We start from the raw sequence: 13,351 nt of genomic DNA, 5'->3' as shown, positions 1-13,351 counted from the left end.
ATCGGACCTCCCGCTGAGCGTTTCGAGGTCGGACAATCTGTTGAATGGCAAATGGAGACAGTAAGAACAGGGACCGGACAAGTTTATCGATGCCGCCGAAAGCGGTGAGAACCTCCCTCAGTCGGGAATGGCAGTCCGTAATGGCAGTCCGTCCTAGCGGGGATTGGACGGACTGAGGGGTCAGCCCGCGACCTTCGCGCGGCGCTCAGGGATGTGCCCTGCCCGGATCTGATCAAGCGTCGGTGGCCAATGGTCCATCCACGCCCCAAAGGTGCATTGTCGGCCTCCATAGGCCTTCCGGCATAGGGACGCGACGCGTTCTCCGGGGATCGAGCCGCGAAGCAACAGCGTGTCCGCGACAGCCTTGATGGCTGCGGATCCCTGGGGCGAGCGCACGAGCGCGGCAGCCCGGTTCTCAGCAGCTCGGCTCACCGTCCAGCACTCTTTGTCACCCAAATCCCAAGCGTGGAGCAATTTGCTGAAGTCGCTCATGTCACCGCCACCGCCAGCCAGCGCACAGGCACCGAGCGGACGCCGCGTGTAGGCTGCTTCAGCGTAGACGCCTGCGAGGCAGTTGATCAGGTCGATGTCGCGGCTGATGGCCCGGACCCGGTCACACTCGGCCTGGTCCTCAGGAGTACCGGTGACCTTCAAGCGGCCAAACGGATAGCCGCATATGTCGTACCCGATCACCATGCCTTCGCAGGACACGAGACGGCCACGGCTATCCCGGATCCGCCGGCCGGCAAGGACCGCCTCGACTGTCTGCACCACGACCCGATCCGTGTGGTAGCCGAAGAACCAGCGCACCAGAGCGTGCCCAGCCTCATGATGGCAGGCGAGGGGGCGTCGACCCTTGGCCCGAACCACCGTCAGCCTTCCTTCTTGAGGAGAGGGGTCGAGTTGGGCAGCGCCTGCAGTGGCGCTCGGCCGTGCCGGACCTCTGGCGGGATCAGCGTCGTGTTGCCGTTCTCGTCCCGGATGGCGACGCCGTGCAGTGCTTGGCGGACCGCCCAACCCATATCAAGGGGATCGCTGCGGAGGCCGACGCAGTAGGCAGCTCGCTCAATGACTAACACGGTGTCATCATAGTTGTCGGCTTTGAATAACCGTTGATAATACTGGAATTGATCCGACTTTTTGGCCAACTGCGCGTGGTACATGGTGTTTACCTGCGCGTCATCGCCCGTCATCCGTTCGGAAAGAACCTCATTCCCGCGCATCCAACCGATGATATCGACCCGAGTGACGTCGCGACCTGGGTTGATCGTCTCCAGCCGATCGATGCAGGCGGCGAGGATGGCGTTGATGTGGTTGTCTATCGAGTAGGACGGTCGGCCGAGCTTCTTCGCCCCTGAAAAGAAGGTGTCCAGGGACGTGCGGTTGTCGTGGACGACGTCCTGCAGCAACCGATAGGCTTCGTGGGCCAACCGCAGACGGGGATGATCCTCTGCGAGGAAAGGCGGCCGCTCGTTCCGGATCACCTCGCGGGTAAGCGTCAGCAGGAAGGTTAGGGTGCAGGCCAGCCGTCCCGGTTCGGTGCTCATTCGGTCACCGATCACGGCGGGATCGAGGTTCCACGCTCCCTGTAGGAGGGCGATGGTTTCCTTCTTGAATGCCTTCTCCCGGCTGTCAGCGATGTCGGCCTCGACAGCCTTGGCGTGGCGCCGATCCTTGGCCCTCGCCTTCTCCGTAGCCCTCGGCATTGTCTCGGATCCCTTCCAAATCGGTAAGGTTTCGGTGGCGCACAAGTGCGGTTGCTAAAATGTTCCAGCCATAAGTTCGAGCGATAGGCTCGGGATAGCTCTGAATTTAGTGTTCTTCGCGGGTGCCGTCTTTGCGCATGCGGAAGCGAATACCTTGGCCTCCTCCATTCTCAGGAATGAACTCTAAGCCGCCTCGCTCGAAGGCTTCGACAAGTGCTTTGTTGTTCATCGTAGTGAGTCGGCGTGCGGGCTTCCCATCGACACTGCGAACCGTCTCAAAGGCACGGATCGTCGGCAGGGGGACGCCGGAGGCTTCCGATAGCTCTTTCTGATCGAGCCGCAGCAGCGAACGCGCTGCGCGGCACAGTTCCGGTGTCAGGTCCATCAAGCCTCTCCGCTGGTGTCTCTAAAAATATAACCTAGTGGCCTGATTGACAAGGGGTGGTTGTGTCTCCATAACGATCAAGTTATCACTTTGGAGACAAGACCGATGCCCTACCGCACCGTCTCCTGGACCCGGATCGACCGCGCTGGCCGCGACAGCCGCCCCACGATCCTCGCTGGCCTGCTCTCGGCCACAGCCCGTATCGGTATGACGGTGCGCACCACTCGCCGCCCGCTCTACGCCGCCGGTAAGTTCGACCGCGCCGCCATCATGTCTGCTGCCGTCAAGGCCGCCCAAGCCCATCAGGAGCGCTTCGGCGGCACCTGGGCCGAGGCGATGTCCGTCTGCCTCACCGCCGCGTGGCGATCCGCCAAGCTCGCCCGCCACATGGCTGCTCACTAAGCCTGCATTCCTGCATGCCTGTATTCCGCTATGCCTACATACCGCGATTGAGGATCTCATGCTGATCACCCGTACCTCGATGCTCTCACACGAGACCAACACCCTCGACTTGCCAGTGACCGAGGACCAGCTCGCCGCCTACGCGGCCGGCGGCTTCCTGCAGGACGTGTTCCGGCACCTGCCGCCACCCCTGCGCGAGTTCATCAAGACCGGCATCACCCCGGAGGAATGGCAGGCCCGGTTCGCGGCGCAGGACGAGGAGGACGAGGCGTGAGCGTCACCCTTTCCCGCCGTTCGGCGATCGGGGGCTTGTTGGCCATGACGCCGATGCCGGCGATTGCCAGCCGATCCGCTGATCCGTTCCCGGGCACCATTCTCCGGGCCGAGGCCGCCGATGCGGCCTACCGAGAGAGCGGGCGCCTCGCCCAAGAGATCCAAGCTGCGGGGCAGGGGCTTCCGCCGACCTGGCGCGCATATCGGGCAATCCTGCTCCGGGACCGGACCGTTGCCCGCACAGAGCTGCATGCCCTCACGCCTACGACCTTGAAGGCTGCGGCTGCGCTCGTCTCCTACTACCGGACCCGTGCCGAGACGTCCGGCGATCCTAGGGCCCTGCACGCGGCACGGCGCCGCCTGCGGAAGGTCTTCCGGCGCCCGGGCGCTATCGGCTGCCCCATCGACCTTGATGGAGATCTCGCATGATCCGCGATCTCCCCCGCCGCAACCTGCTTGGCGCCGCCCTATCCACGATGGTGGCTGGCACCGTCTCCGCGCTCTCGGCCGAGCCTGACCCGATCCTCGCTGCCATCCAGGCCGTGCGCGAGACCTCCGCAGCCCTGACTTCCGCCCTCGACGGGCTGAACGAAGACGACCCGGTCCAGATGCGCCGGGCGGATGAAGCCGCGGACCGTGATGCGGACGCCCGCAACGCTCTGGGGAAGGTGCGCCCGACAACGCCCGCCGGCTTTCGCGCCCTGGTCAAGTTCCACGCCGAGGACGTGACGTGGATGGAGCCGGACACCTTCGGGGCGCTGGCCCTTCGGGATCTCGCGTCCGCCCTGGAGGACTTCGCCGAGACGATCACCCCACGCGGGCCCGTCGTCTCCCTGCGCCAGATACCTGCAAGCCGCCATGACGCGTTGCAGGGAAGCCGCTAACCCTCATAGAAGGATTGCCGCACATGCTGACGATTGAGCACGCCGCGACGCCCGACCCCATTCACGCGGTGATCGAGCGCCACCGTGCCGCCTGGGAGGCCTACCAGACCGCGCCGGAGGACATTCAGCACCCCGAGACGGTCGAGGCAGATCAGGAGACGTTCGACGCTCTGACGGCGCTCCTGAGCACCCCGTGCGCCAGCCGGTTCGGCGCCCTCGCTTTGCAGGGACACCTTCAGTGGTGGCTGAAGGAAGAAGAGCCAAACGCTGGCGCCTACGGCGACGATTGGCACGTGGCCCGTGCCCGGGTGGGCGACCTAGCGCTGTTCCTTGGACAGCCCATGACAGCCGTAGCCCTGAACCCCGAGCCGCTGCCTGTGCCGCTCGGTGCGCTAGCCGCCGGCATCGTCGCCCGGATGGCCCTGAATGATCGCCGTGTCGGTCGCCTCCCTGGCCACTGAGCCGGCATTGCGGACTAACCCTAGGGGCAGGATCCGTTTACCTTCGGGTATGTCTCCAAAAATATAAGATGCTATGCGCGTTGACACGGCCGGGAACCGTCTCCATAACACTCAAGTTGTTATTTCAGAGACAAGGCAGGGCGGCACTGATGCCCTTCTTCGACCAACCTTTCTGACGTGACCCCACCGGCAGCTAGCCGGCCTCCATCCTCGCAGTCGACATCTCAAGCCCCGGAGCACCGGTTATGGCTACGACCTCGCGCGCCCTGATCACGACCGCAGCCTGCTCCAGCCTCACGTTGACCAGGCGCTCGAAGGCTGCCCGCCGGCTGCCGGTTGATAGTCGCTTCCTCAACCTACCGAACGAGCCGATCCCCGGTGAAGTCGAGCCCTGGGAGGCTGTTGAGCCGATCCGGCCGGACACGGCGCACAGCCGGTCCCTGCGCTTCCTTGACGTCGCTGGCGAGCTGTTCGCCGCCATCGCCATCATCGGCGGGGGCATGGTGCTCACCGGTCTCGCCTCCCTGCTCTGATCTTCTGGACCTGCAATCCGGCATACCTTCAACCCTGCAAAGCGGAGTGCCTGCAATGCGCAACTTGCTGAAGTTCCGTCGCATCACCGAACGCCCGTCGCTGAAGGAGCGTGCCGCAGGCTTGAAGGCTAGCCTCAGCCAAGTCGTTGCCCAGCCCCGCCCTATGCCGGCGCCGGGTAGCGAAGAGGCGAAGGCCGCATTCAAGGACGCCTGCCACCAGCACACCATCCGCACGCAGTTCGCGAACGGCTACCCCGAGCTGAAGCGCACTGAGATTGAGTGGTGGACCGCCGACAGCATCGGCAAGGCGCTGGAGACGGGTGAGTTGACCCCGGCCGAGTGTGCCCGCCTCTACCCGCTGGCCACCGAGCGCGAACTGCGCATGGCCGAGATTGAGCACGAACTGAACCTCGGTGGCCTGTTCGCCTTGGCCTTCGCAGAGAGCTACCCCGTCACTGCCGACGAGCAAGATACGTCCGAGGACGATCTCAGCCTTGATGCCGAACTATTGCACCTCGGCCAGCAGTTCGAGGCCGCCCGGGAGCGTGAGACCGCGGCCTGCGAAGCCTGCAACGCGGCCCAGCGTGAGGCGGACCGGCATATGCCCGAGCGCCCGGCCTGCCTAACCCTGCGCGTCTCAGACCATCCGCTGAACGTCTATCCGCACCGGATGCACCCTGACGCTTTGGAAGGCATCCAACTCGGTACCGCAGACATCGAGTGGCTGCGGCGCAAGATGCCGATGATGCACGAGGTGCTGCGACCGATCCGCGAAGGCGAGCGCGCCCATGTCGACCACCCGGGCCGCAAGTTCGATATCGTGCCTCATCCCGAGGCCCAGGCTCGGGCAGAGGAGATCGTGGCTGCCTCGGATGCTTGGCACGCCGAGCGCGTTCGCATCCACGGCGAGTACGTCACTCAAGCTCTTGATGATGCCGCCAACGACGCGGGCAACGCCGCGGTCGCCTTAGCGGAGCGTATCGCGGCTCTGCCCGCCCGCACCGCGGAGGGCTTCCGGGTAAAGCTGCGCGCCCTCTCGCACTACCGCCGCAACACGCTGCTGTCCGAGATCACGGACGAGCCCGATCCTGATCAGCTCCTGTCGCATTCGCTCTGGCGCGACGTGCAGGGCGAGGGCGTAGCGAGCGACGACGGTCACGCTGCCACGGTGGAGGAGGCCGCCAGCCTCGACTTCACCGCCTACGCATTCGACATACCGATCCGCGATCCGAATGGCTGGATGGAGGAATTTTCTCACCACGCCATCGGCATGCACATCTCTGACCGAACCTTGCGCATGAGCAAGCCCGAGTTGGTCGCCTTCATTCAGAAGGGGGGCGAGCGGGATGCGGATGTGCCCGGAACCATGCTAGCGGCGCTCGATAGCGCACAGAAGACGTTCGAAGGCTGGGGCAAGCTGCTGGATGTGGCGCGCACCCGGTATCTTGTCGCGGCATCATCCGCAGTTCTGACGCACGAAGGCACACCGCCCGAAAATGCGGCCCCAGAGCCCCAGCAGGAGGAACGGCCGGCCCCCGTGCCGCTGCCTGCCTCTAGCGTCGCAGGCATGTTGGATCTCGCGTCCGCCACAATGGACGAACTGCAGGCGGTCCATGACGTGGCAGAGCGTATCGGCAGCGTGGCCTATGCCCATGCATGGGGCGCTCGCTGTCGGAGTGGCGAGAACAAGCACGGCGCCCCCTACTTCAATGTCGCTGGCGACCTCGTGCAGTGGATCGGGGATGCTCTGACTGCGGTGGAGACTGCGGTCCACGAGGAAGCCCGGCGGCGCGTGCCGGACGGCGCATTTGAGCGCGAAGTTCGGCTGCAGATACTCGCCGCTCCAGTGACCCAGAACGGCGACGACGACGAGGTCGAGGCATTCGCCCGCGAACTGCTGGCTCACTCCGTAGCTCTGCGCGAGGGCCGCTGACAACGGCCCTCCCCAGCCCAGTAGCCGTGCGTACCGCCCCGGCCGGATCCCGCCGGCGGACTGCCAGTCCCACACAGCACCCGAGACCCTGACATGAGCACCGTGGTTCGCTTTCCCGGCGGCAAGACAGCCGCGGCCGCCCCGATCCCTCGGGAGGAATTCGAAAAGCTGGCCGAGCTGGCGCTCGACATCGTTGACCGGATCGTTGCCCTTCTCGATGCCGATGACGGCGATCCCGACACCGAGGACGGCGGGGATGCGGAACCCAGCCTCGGCGCTCCCGAGAACCATCACGGCTCGCAGGTTGTATGGCTGCGGGGCACCGACCGGGACCTTGAGGTTGACGCTCTGGGACCGGACGAGTGCGCCTGATCCTCGCGCCGCTGGCTTGGTGGAACATGCGGCGGGTCCGACGTGCCACCAGGGATATGCGCCGCGCGAACTTCTACGCGACGCGATCTCTCCGGACCTTGATAGCGGTCGGCCTGGCGCCGCTGGAGGTCACGCCTAGCGGAGTTCCTGCAGTTCCCCCGATGCCGGACACAGGGCGTTGGGGCTGAGATCTGGGTCTAGGAACGGCTCGGATGATCGAAGGACTCCACAGTAGGCTCTCCTTCTGGCCAAGGGCCCGCCATGACCTCCTGTTCCAGTCTGAGCATCCGCCGCTCGCGCCTGCTCAGCGCGCTGCGGGGCTTGCGTGCCCAGCGCTCATGCTCTGGCAGATTATCCAGCGATATGCCCCGGCCTCGACCGTGCCCGCGGCCGCGGCCCCTGAAGTGGGTCGCAGGAGCGTAGGCCGGGTCTATGCGCCTGCGTTCATCGTGGACAGACAGGTTTCTCAGCGGCGGCAGCGGATATGAGACGGTGCAATCCCGGATGCCGTTGGGGCGGTAGGGGCTGGCGTACCACTGCTCCATCTCCGGTGACGGCTTAGGTCGGCCTGGGCATGCGTCCCAAGCCGCATCGATTTCATCCTGTTCGGCTTCCTCTAAAGCCTCACGATTTCTGCCGTCAGGCAGAACAACTGGGCGTACCGACAAATCTGGTGGTTGGCCCTCAAACATCCCCGCCCGAAGGCTGCGCGCTAGGGTGTCTGCGCTGAACCCTTTCCATATCCGGGCATCAAGGGTTTCATCGAGTTCCTGCGCCGTCAGCCCCATAGGCAGCCGGTGCTCATAGATCTCGCTGCTGGTATGATAATGGCCATATCGGAGGATGGCCTTCGCCCTCAAAGTCTCGAAATCAAGGCCCTTCGCGTAGCGATTTATGCGCTTTAAATTCGCGTTCATGCTTTCCGTGAACGCGGATGTAAATCGGCCATGCGTCCAGTAATTAAATATCTCTGTTCTCCAATCCTTTCCTACGGTGTTGCGAACCGATAGAAAGTGTTCGTTTACCTTGCTGTATTTCGTGTTTTCAAGAAAGTTGCACCATTCGTCAAAGGCATGTTCCGCCTCGATGCGGTTTGCATAAGAATAAATGCGCTCGAATTTTTCTTTGAGGCGGTGTGCCCGTGCGAGTTGTGGGCTAGCTGCTTTTATATCTTTGAGTAGCTGCTTCTGTTTCGCTGTTAGCTTGAAGCGATTTTTGTTGAAGATCCTAGCTTGCTGACGCAGTTCCGCGGCTAGGGGTTGAGGCAAGTCATCGGTGAAGGCGATGCGCGCCTGATCCATCGCATTCGTGACCAACTGAATGACATGGAATTTGTCGACGACGATATCCGCCCATTCGAAAACGTCCTTCACAGCGGATCTATAAAGCGTGCTCATGTCCATGACGACGATGCGCACATTGAAGTGATATGCGTGTTTGCGGAGGCTTTCTCTCACGCTTTCGCGGCTGTTGCCGTCAAATATGGGTCATTCGTCATTCGGGGTTGATGGCTGAGAAGCGGGCTTGATGCCCGCTTCGTCGTTTGGGGTTGATCAGGCGTCGCCCCAACTCTGTCGGGCGCGTCTCTCGGGAGTCAGCTTCCCCTTCCGGAAAGCTTCCAGATCATCTTCGTACAGGCTGTAGGCGTAGAGCCACGTCGGCTCGTTGCGTGGGTGATACCGGTCTGGGTTCGAGAGGCGGCCGCGATTGAGGTAGCCATCGGCGGCGCCCTGCGCGAGCACGCGGCTTACGCGGGCACGAGCACGCTCGCAGTTCGGGTCATGCGTCCGGCCGGGGAACGCCTTAGCGAAGTCGTACACGAACGCTTCGTCCTGATCGTAGAGCGTCGTCGCCGAGACGCTGATGCCGCAGCCGCCGACCGAGTGCTCAAACAGCCAGCGCAGGACAAAGGCGAGCCGCTGGCCCTTGGGGCCAAGGGGCGCCTCAACCTTGGGATCGAGGGAGGCGGCCATCAGGCCGCCTCCGCCAGAACGTTGAGTTCGGCCACGTCGTAGCAGTCCTGAGCGGCGCGGTAGGCGGTGTTCGGGCACATGCCGAAGTCGCAGAGCTTGCCGGTCAGAACGCGCATCGCGGCGCGGGTGCGCTTGCCCTGACGCAGGAGCTTCTCGAAGTGGGCGACGGCGGCGGTCTCGATCTGGTGGCGGGTCATGTGGGCTCTCCGTCTCTGATGTAGACAGAGTAACCGTCCCCGCTTATGGTGTCAATAAGCGTCCCCTCTTATTTTGGTGCCTTGATGCATTTTCCGTCCCCGGTTAGAGCCCGCCGTATGGGCCGCCCCGCGTTGAACCTCGAAGAGACCAAGGTCCGCCTGAACGCGGGTCAGAAGGATCGCATCATCGCGCTCGTCGGCGAGCAGCGGATGTCGGCCTACATCCGGGAGACGCTGGAAGCCCGCCTTCAGAAGGACGAGGCCGCGGCAAAGCGGAAGCCGAGCAAAGGGGCTGCCGAGGGGACCGAGTGACGGACCTGTTGCGCCTCTCCAAACTCTTCGTTGCGAGCCAGTACGAAGAGGACGGTACTCTCATCATTGAGACGAAGAGCAAGAACCCGCGCTCTCCGAAGCGGTGCTGCCTGCTCCACTCGCTCGACAAGAACGGCACGAAGCGCCAGCGCTTCCGCGATCACCCCGTGCAGGGCCAGCCGACGATGCTGGAGGTCGTGCGGCAGCGCTTCAAGTGCTCGTTCTGCGGCGCGACTCACTACGAGGAACTTCCAGACGTAGACGGCGATCGACGCATCACCGTGCGCTTCCGGACCTACCTTGAGGACCAAGCGATCCGCCTGCCCTTCACGCAGGTGGCGGCGCTCAATGGAGTGCACGAGACGCTGATCCGCCGCCTGTTCGAAGAGCGGGCCGCGCGGGATCTCGCCGACTACAAGCCGTCGCTACCGCGCGTCCTCGGCATGGATGAGATCTACCTGCATAAGCGGGCGCGGTTCGTGATCGGCGACGTGGCGAACAAGACGATGCTCGACATGCAGCCGGGGCGGAGGGACGTGGACCTGCGGGCCTACTTTGAGCCCCTGTCTGGCCGAGACCGGGTTGAGGTGGTCTGTCAGGACATGTGGAAGGGCTACCACACCCTGACCAAGGCCATGTTCCCAAACGCCGTGACGGTGATCGACAAGTACCACGTCCAGCGCACCGCGAACTACGGCATGGAGGTCGTGCGGAAGGCGCTCTACCACAACCTGTCGAACAAGGACCGGATCGCGCTGAAGCGGCAGCGAGCCGTCTTTCTCGCCCGCTGGGAGACCTGCAAGCCGGAGACGAGGACTCGGCTGGATAGGCTCTTCGGCCTCTACCCTGCGCTCGCGACGGCCTACGATCTCAAGGAACGCTTCTACGACATCTACGAGGCCGAGAGCCGCGCTGCTGCTGAGGAGGCCACGACCCGTTGGCTCGCCAGCGTGCCATCCGAGTTCGAGCGCCCATTCAAGACGAGCATCGACGCCATCAACAACTGGCGGCCGCACATCCTTCGCTACTTCGAGCACCGCTACACGAGCGGCTACGTGGAGCGACTGAACGGCCTTATCCGTGCCATGAACCGCAGCGGCACCGGCTACAGCTTCGAGGTGCTGCGGGCAAAGGCGCTGCTGAAACACGGCCGGATCATTGGCCCAGCCGACCGGCTCTACTCGCTGAGGATTGGCGAAGAAGGGGCAGCGGAGGCTCCTGAGATACCTTCGCTGTGGCTCCTCGGCATCGAGCTATCAACCTTGGAGGCCGATCTGGAGGCCGGTACGTTCTGACCTCAGATCAACCCCGGATGACGAAGAACCCAATCTTCTCGCTGCCCAACCGCCCGGCACCCGCCGCGGCGGTTAATTTTTGGCAAAATCGCCCCATAAAATCCGAGCCGCGCCGAAATAAGCGGCCGAAGCTTCCTCGGCTGTGTTAAATGTCCCGATGTAAAGCTTCTGGCTGTCTTTCTGGATGCTTGCCGAAAATCGACCACTCTTTTCTGTCGAAACACCTTTGATGCCGAGCTTATTCCGTCTGCTTACGACCATATTCGCATTATTCTCGGCCGACGTGGCTAGGCGGATGTTTCCTCGCCGGTTGTTGAGGCCATCCCCATCTCTGTGGTCAACCTTTGCGCCCTGCGGCGCATCCAGGATCGCTCTGTGCATCAAGACGACCGACCCCGGTCTGTCGCCGCATCTCGCCGCATAGGCGTGCCCAAGTCTGAGCATCATGACGCGCCAGCCGTAATTTTCGACAACTGGAACGTCAGAGACGTCGATGATTGCCTCAAAGCCTCGCGTCAAAGCGACGTAGGCCACGTCGCCTTCTATTCGAATTTCAGAGGGCTTGCGCTTCCACATCTCAGCGGCCCTCCGCTTTGGCGATGGCGGCATAAGCCGACCTGAAGGCCGCGAGCAGTTCCGTGGCACCGTCCGCCATACCAAGTCGCTGGGCCCAGTCGGCAGCGCCATCCTCGTCCATATCGCCAAAGTCGAAAATGGCATCAAGCTCGCGCAGGGCCGCCGACATGTCGTCGTAGCTGTTCGCAGCCTGGACGATGTGCGGCATCAGGTCGATTGCACCTTCGCCTTTCAGCTCCAACTCGCGCTCAATGCCGCAGTCGTCGCTGTAGGCGATGGCCGTGTCATCGACCGGGCGGCCAGAGCCGTCGGTGACAAAGCCAATCTCGAAGCGGGGGATGTCACGGATCACTGGCTTGCTCCTCAAATCAACATCGCGTAGATAATCTACGTCGCGTCGATTTCAGATGCAACGGAAATCTACGTCATGTTGACTATTTGCGGGGCTGATGGCCGTGCGCTACGGCGCCGCCCCATGGACAACGAACCTTGGCAGCGCCGGGCGAAAGAAGCGGGCCTCACGCAGGTCACGCTTGCGCGTCTGCTCGGGCGCCCGGTCAACACGATCTCCCGCCAGATCCGCGGCGAGCACGGGGAGGTGCCGCAGCACCTCGTCGCCGTTATCGTGGCTTGGGAGATGATGACGCCGGAACAGCGGGAGGAGTGGATCTCAACTACCCGCCGGGCTTGCGGTCTATCTTAGGCCTTCATGCCGGCGAGCGCATCGGTGAGCGCCCGAGCAATCACCTTGGCCGTCTCAACTCCCTCTTCGGGCGATAGCCTTCCGGTCTGCAGGCGGCGTTCCGGATTGTCTGAAACATAGCAATACGCCGCAGCCTTCCCGTTGGCGTCGACCACCTTGATCGCTTCCTCCAGGCGTTCGATCTGGAGGGGGAGGACGAGGCCGAGGTCGGTCATTGCAGGCGATCCGAGGGCGGCTCCATCAAGCCGTTGCGGATTGCCAGAGCGAGCAAGTCGCTATCGTTGAGCGTCTTGCCATTGACGAACCAGAAGGCGTGATCGTCGCCCCACGGCTTCACGTCGTACCCCGCTGCGATCAGGGCGTCTGCGGCTTCGGTGATCGCGTCGTGGTCGTCGCTCATGGCTATGGCTGATAGAACTCGGTTCGCGACGGGAACGGGATCGGCTTTGTCGGCCCCTCGGTCGGCACCATAGACGGCCGCACCCCAAGCGGTCGGGTTGCCTCAAGGTAGGCGACGCGCTCTAAGGCCTGCACGAGGGCCGCCAACGTTTCCTGATGCGTCAGCTCGTTGAGAGCCTTGCCACGGAACCGCACGTGGCGTTTCGGATCGAAGTCCATCATCGTCTCTGGCCCTCGCTCATGGGTTGAGGCTACCGCGGGCGGATCGTGCGGGGAAGGGAGGATGCCCCTCCCGGATTAGAACTGGTAGCTCGCGCGCCAGTCGGCATAGAACGCCCGCTGATGCGCCAGCATGCTCTCGAACGGGTCCAATTCGCTGATCACGGGCGTCGTCCAAGCCATCGTTAAACCCTGCCCTTCCGCCCTCAGTACGGGTATGGCTTCGGTATCGACGCCCCCTTCGGCAGCGGTTCGCCCTCTGCATCGGTAAAGTCCTCTGGGTCAGTTCCCGCGCAATCCGCGTGCATGAACCCGCTGTTGTTCACATCGCCATATCCCAGGTCGCCGGGCCTAATCGTCTTGCCGCAAGCAACGCATTCGGTCGTATCGTGTTCGTGATTTTCCATCGTCACTCTCCTGTGTGTCAGACGGAGTGCCCGTCATCCCCTTCTCTCAACCCGCTGCCAGACGGTGATCCTGAGCGGGGTCTGGCGCATCGCCTTCGGCGACCGGGCTGTCGTCTCCGACCGAGGCTTCGCCTCGGCCCTTACGGGCTTCCATCCCTTGCGCGGGCGGGGTGTTTATGGGGAACCAACGAGAAGGTCCTGGGCCGGGGGTCCACCGACCCTCCATGCACCAATGATCGTCGTACATGCTGCCGCGATAGGGCTTCCCCCAGCGCATCGGCGCGATAATGCGGGGGTACCCGCGAGTGAAGTTGTTACCGA

23 protein-coding genes are annotated in these 13,351 nt (G+C 63.3%); 11 read left to right on the top strand and 12 right to left on the bottom strand.

Annotation, left to right across the window (positions count from 1 at the left end):
- Positions 1 to 180: 180 nt before the first annotated feature.
- From ACQKQD_RS18340 to ACQKQD_RS18330, 3 genes are all read right to left on the bottom strand, one after another.
- Positions 181 to 774: a hypothetical protein gene (locus ACQKQD_RS18340; RefSeq protein ID WP_427509117.1), complete on the bottom strand. Its 594-nt coding sequence runs from the start codon at positions 772 to 774 to the stop codon at positions 181 to 183.
- Between the two features lie 98 nt (positions 775 to 872).
- Positions 873 to 1,706: a hypothetical protein gene (locus ACQKQD_RS18335; protein ID WP_427509116.1), complete on the bottom strand. Its 834-nt coding sequence runs from the start codon at positions 1,704 to 1,706 to the stop codon at positions 873 to 875.
- A gap of 106 nt (positions 1,707 to 1,812) precedes the next feature.
- On the bottom strand, positions 1,813 to 2,091 hold the full coding sequence (locus ACQKQD_RS18330) for a helix-turn-helix domain-containing protein (protein ID WP_427509115.1): 279 nt from the start codon (positions 2,089 to 2,091) through the stop codon (positions 1,813 to 1,815).
- 105 nt (positions 2,092 to 2,196) lie between these two features.
- Between ACQKQD_RS18330 and ACQKQD_RS18325 the strand changes: the two genes are divergently transcribed.
- The 8 genes from ACQKQD_RS18325 to ACQKQD_RS18290 all read left to right on the top strand — a co-directional run bounded on the left by ACQKQD_RS18325 (position 2,197) and on the right by ACQKQD_RS18290 (position 6,949).
- Positions 2,197 to 2,493, top strand: a complete 297-nt coding sequence (locus ACQKQD_RS18325; RefSeq protein WP_427509114.1) for a hypothetical protein — start codon at positions 2,197 to 2,199, stop codon at positions 2,491 to 2,493.
- Between the two features lie 58 nt (positions 2,494 to 2,551).
- Complete coding sequence (locus ACQKQD_RS18320; RefSeq protein WP_427509113.1) at positions 2,552 to 2,767, top strand: hypothetical protein; 216 nt, start codon at positions 2,552 to 2,554, stop codon at positions 2,765 to 2,767.
- A complete protein-coding gene (locus ACQKQD_RS18315) occupies positions 2,764 to 3,195 on the top strand; it encodes a penicillin-binding protein (protein ID WP_427509112.1) in 432 nt (143 codons plus the stop codon). Before ACQKQD_RS18320 ends, ACQKQD_RS18315 begins: the two co-directional genes overlap by 4 nt.
- Positions 3,192 to 3,650 carry a hypothetical protein gene (locus ACQKQD_RS18310; protein WP_427509111.1) on the top strand — a complete coding sequence of 153 codons (459 nt, stop codon included), beginning with the start codon at positions 3,192 to 3,194 and terminating at the stop codon, positions 3,648 to 3,650. Before ACQKQD_RS18315 ends, ACQKQD_RS18310 begins: the two co-directional genes overlap by 4 nt.
- Positions 3,651 to 3,673: 23 nt before the next feature.
- Positions 3,674 to 4,111 carry a hypothetical protein gene (locus ACQKQD_RS18305; RefSeq protein ID WP_427509110.1) on the top strand — a complete coding sequence of 146 codons (438 nt, stop codon included), beginning with the start codon at positions 3,674 to 3,676 and terminating at the stop codon, positions 4,109 to 4,111.
- Positions 4,112 to 4,356: 245 nt separating this feature from the next.
- Complete coding sequence (locus ACQKQD_RS18300) at positions 4,357 to 4,644, top strand: hypothetical protein (RefSeq protein ID WP_427509109.1); 288 nt, start codon at positions 4,357 to 4,359, stop codon at positions 4,642 to 4,644.
- A gap of 55 nt (positions 4,645 to 4,699) precedes the next feature.
- Positions 4,700 to 6,577 carry a hypothetical protein gene (locus ACQKQD_RS18295; RefSeq protein WP_427509108.1) on the top strand — a complete coding sequence of 626 codons (1,878 nt, stop codon included), beginning with the start codon at positions 4,700 to 4,702 and terminating at the stop codon, positions 6,575 to 6,577.
- Between the two features lie 93 nt (positions 6,578 to 6,670).
- On the top strand, positions 6,671 to 6,949 hold the full coding sequence (locus tag ACQKQD_RS18290; protein WP_427509107.1) for a hypothetical protein: 279 nt from the start codon (positions 6,671 to 6,673) through the stop codon (positions 6,947 to 6,949).
- 197 nt (positions 6,950 to 7,146) lie between these two features.
- Here the strand turns inward: ACQKQD_RS18290 and ACQKQD_RS18285 are convergent, their stop codons facing one another.
- From ACQKQD_RS18285 to ACQKQD_RS18275, 3 genes are all read right to left on the bottom strand, one after another.
- On the bottom strand, positions 7,147 to 8,433 hold the full coding sequence (locus tag ACQKQD_RS18285) for an ISL3 family transposase (RefSeq protein ID WP_427509293.1): 1,287 nt from the start codon (positions 8,431 to 8,433) through the stop codon (positions 7,147 to 7,149).
- 69 nt (positions 8,434 to 8,502) lie between these two features.
- A complete protein-coding gene (locus ACQKQD_RS18280; RefSeq protein WP_427509106.1) occupies positions 8,503 to 8,922 on the bottom strand; it encodes a hypothetical protein in 420 nt (139 codons plus the stop codon).
- Positions 8,922 to 9,119 (bottom strand): hypothetical protein, encoded by a 198-nt coding sequence (locus ACQKQD_RS18275; RefSeq protein ID WP_427509105.1) that lies wholly within the window; start codon positions 9,117 to 9,119, stop codon positions 8,922 to 8,924. Before ACQKQD_RS18275 ends, ACQKQD_RS18280 begins: the two co-directional genes overlap by 1 nt.
- A gap of 117 nt (positions 9,120 to 9,236) precedes the next feature.
- Here ACQKQD_RS18275 and ACQKQD_RS18270 point away from each other — a divergent pair, with 117 nt between their 5' ends.
- Both ACQKQD_RS18270 and ACQKQD_RS18265 read left to right on the top strand, forming a co-directional pair.
- Complete coding sequence (locus tag ACQKQD_RS18270) at positions 9,237 to 9,431, top strand: hypothetical protein (protein WP_427509104.1); 195 nt, start codon at positions 9,237 to 9,239, stop codon at positions 9,429 to 9,431.
- On the top strand, positions 9,428 to 10,726 hold the full coding sequence (locus ACQKQD_RS18265; RefSeq protein WP_427509103.1) for an ISL3 family transposase: 1,299 nt from the start codon (positions 9,428 to 9,430) through the stop codon (positions 10,724 to 10,726). The genes ACQKQD_RS18270 and ACQKQD_RS18265 overlap by 4 nt, the downstream gene beginning before the upstream one ends.
- A gap of 72 nt (positions 10,727 to 10,798) precedes the next feature.
- On the opposite strand, the gene ACQKQD_RS18260 is transcribed toward ACQKQD_RS18265, so the two are convergent.
- Entirely contained in the window at positions 10,799 to 11,302 is a 504-nt protein-coding gene (locus ACQKQD_RS18260) for an HNH endonuclease (protein ID WP_427509102.1), read from the bottom strand.
- A 1-nt stretch (position 11,303) separates the two neighbouring features.
- Positions 11,304 to 11,654: a hypothetical protein gene (locus ACQKQD_RS18255; protein ID WP_427509101.1), complete on the bottom strand. Its 351-nt coding sequence runs from the start codon at positions 11,652 to 11,654 to the stop codon at positions 11,304 to 11,306.
- 123 nt (positions 11,655 to 11,777) lie between these two features.
- Between ACQKQD_RS18255 and ACQKQD_RS18250 the strand changes: the two genes are divergently transcribed.
- On the top strand, positions 11,778 to 12,005 hold the full coding sequence (locus ACQKQD_RS18250; protein ID WP_427509100.1) for a hypothetical protein: 228 nt from the start codon (positions 11,778 to 11,780) through the stop codon (positions 12,003 to 12,005).
- On the opposite strand, the gene ACQKQD_RS18245 is transcribed toward ACQKQD_RS18250, so the two are convergent.
- The 4 genes from ACQKQD_RS18245 to ACQKQD_RS18230 form a co-directional block, all read right to left on the bottom strand.
- Positions 12,002 to 12,220 (bottom strand): hypothetical protein, encoded by a 219-nt coding sequence (locus ACQKQD_RS18245; protein ID WP_427509099.1) that lies wholly within the window; start codon positions 12,218 to 12,220, stop codon positions 12,002 to 12,004. The two genes, ACQKQD_RS18250 and ACQKQD_RS18245, sit on opposite strands and share 4 nt — an antisense overlap.
- Positions 12,217 to 12,405 (bottom strand): hypothetical protein, encoded by a 189-nt coding sequence (locus tag ACQKQD_RS18240; protein ID WP_427509098.1) that lies wholly within the window; start codon positions 12,403 to 12,405, stop codon positions 12,217 to 12,219. Before ACQKQD_RS18240 ends, ACQKQD_RS18245 begins: the two co-directional genes overlap by 4 nt.
- A gap of 2 nt (positions 12,406 to 12,407) precedes the next feature.
- The gene (locus ACQKQD_RS18235) at positions 12,408 to 12,626 is read right to left on the bottom strand and encodes a hypothetical protein (protein ID WP_427509097.1); all 219 of its coding nucleotides are present in this window, start codon (positions 12,624 to 12,626) and stop codon (positions 12,408 to 12,410) included.
- Positions 12,627 to 12,829: 203 nt separating this feature from the next.
- Positions 12,830 to 13,030, bottom strand: a complete 201-nt coding sequence (locus tag ACQKQD_RS18230; protein WP_427509096.1) for a hypothetical protein — start codon at positions 13,028 to 13,030, stop codon at positions 12,830 to 12,832.
- Positions 13,031 to 13,351 lie beyond the last annotated feature (321 nt).

The sequence above is a fragment of the Methylobacterium sp. NPDC080182 genome, from assembly GCF_050281105.1.
Classification (GTDB): domain Bacteria; phylum Pseudomonadota; class Alphaproteobacteria; order Rhizobiales; family Beijerinckiaceae; genus Methylobacterium.
Note: the sequence above shows the minus strand (reverse complement) of the source record. Positions and strands in the feature narration are given on the sequence as shown.

Coding starts and splice junctions, on each gene's coding strand:
- ACQKQD_RS18335 (WP_427509116.1), bottom strand. CDS start 1,706: ATGCCGAGGGCTACGGAGAAGGCGAGGGCCAAGGATCGGCGCCACGCC.
- ACQKQD_RS18330 (WP_427509115.1), bottom strand. CDS start 2,091: ATGGACCTGACACCGGAACTGTGCCGCGCAGCGCGTTCGCTGCTGCGG.
- ACQKQD_RS18325 (WP_427509114.1), top strand. CDS start 2,197: ATGCCCTACCGCACCGTCTCCTGGACCCGGATCGACCGCGCTGGCCGC.
- ACQKQD_RS18320 (WP_427509113.1), top strand. CDS start 2,552: ATGCTGATCACCCGTACCTCGATGCTCTCACACGAGACCAACACCCTC.
- ACQKQD_RS18310 (WP_427509111.1), top strand. CDS start 3,192: ATGATCCGCGATCTCCCCCGCCGCAACCTGCTTGGCGCCGCCCTATCC.
- ACQKQD_RS18305 (WP_427509110.1), top strand. CDS start 3,674: ATGCTGACGATTGAGCACGCCGCGACGCCCGACCCCATTCACGCGGTG.
- ACQKQD_RS18300 (WP_427509109.1), top strand. CDS start 4,357: ATGGCTACGACCTCGCGCGCCCTGATCACGACCGCAGCCTGCTCCAGC.
- ACQKQD_RS18295 (WP_427509108.1), top strand. CDS start 4,700: ATGCGCAACTTGCTGAAGTTCCGTCGCATCACCGAACGCCCGTCGCTG.
- ACQKQD_RS18290 (WP_427509107.1), top strand. CDS start 6,671: ATGAGCACCGTGGTTCGCTTTCCCGGCGGCAAGACAGCCGCGGCCGCC.
- ACQKQD_RS18280 (WP_427509106.1), bottom strand. CDS start 8,922: ATGGCCGCCTCCCTCGATCCCAAGGTTGAGGCGCCCCTTGGCCCCAAG.
- ACQKQD_RS18275 (WP_427509105.1), bottom strand. CDS start 9,119: ATGACCCGCCACCAGATCGAGACCGCCGCCGTCGCCCACTTCGAGAAG.
- ACQKQD_RS18270 (WP_427509104.1), top strand. CDS start 9,237: ATGGGCCGCCCCGCGTTGAACCTCGAAGAGACCAAGGTCCGCCTGAAC.
- ACQKQD_RS18260 (WP_427509102.1), bottom strand. CDS start 11,302: ATGTGGAAGCGCAAGCCCTCTGAAATTCGAATAGAAGGCGACGTGGCC.
- ACQKQD_RS18250 (WP_427509100.1), top strand. CDS start 11,778: ATGGACAACGAACCTTGGCAGCGCCGGGCGAAAGAAGCGGGCCTCACG.
- ACQKQD_RS18245 (WP_427509099.1), bottom strand. CDS start 12,220: ATGACCGACCTCGGCCTCGTCCTCCCCCTCCAGATCGAACGCCTGGAG.
- ACQKQD_RS18240 (WP_427509098.1), bottom strand. CDS start 12,405: ATGAGCGACGACCACGACGCGATCACCGAAGCCGCAGACGCCCTGATC.
- ACQKQD_RS18235 (WP_427509097.1), bottom strand. CDS start 12,626: ATGATGGACTTCGATCCGAAACGCCACGTGCGGTTCCGTGGCAAGGCT.
- ACQKQD_RS18230 (WP_427509096.1), bottom strand. CDS start 13,030: ATGGAAAATCACGAACACGATACGACCGAATGCGTTGCTTGCGGCAAG.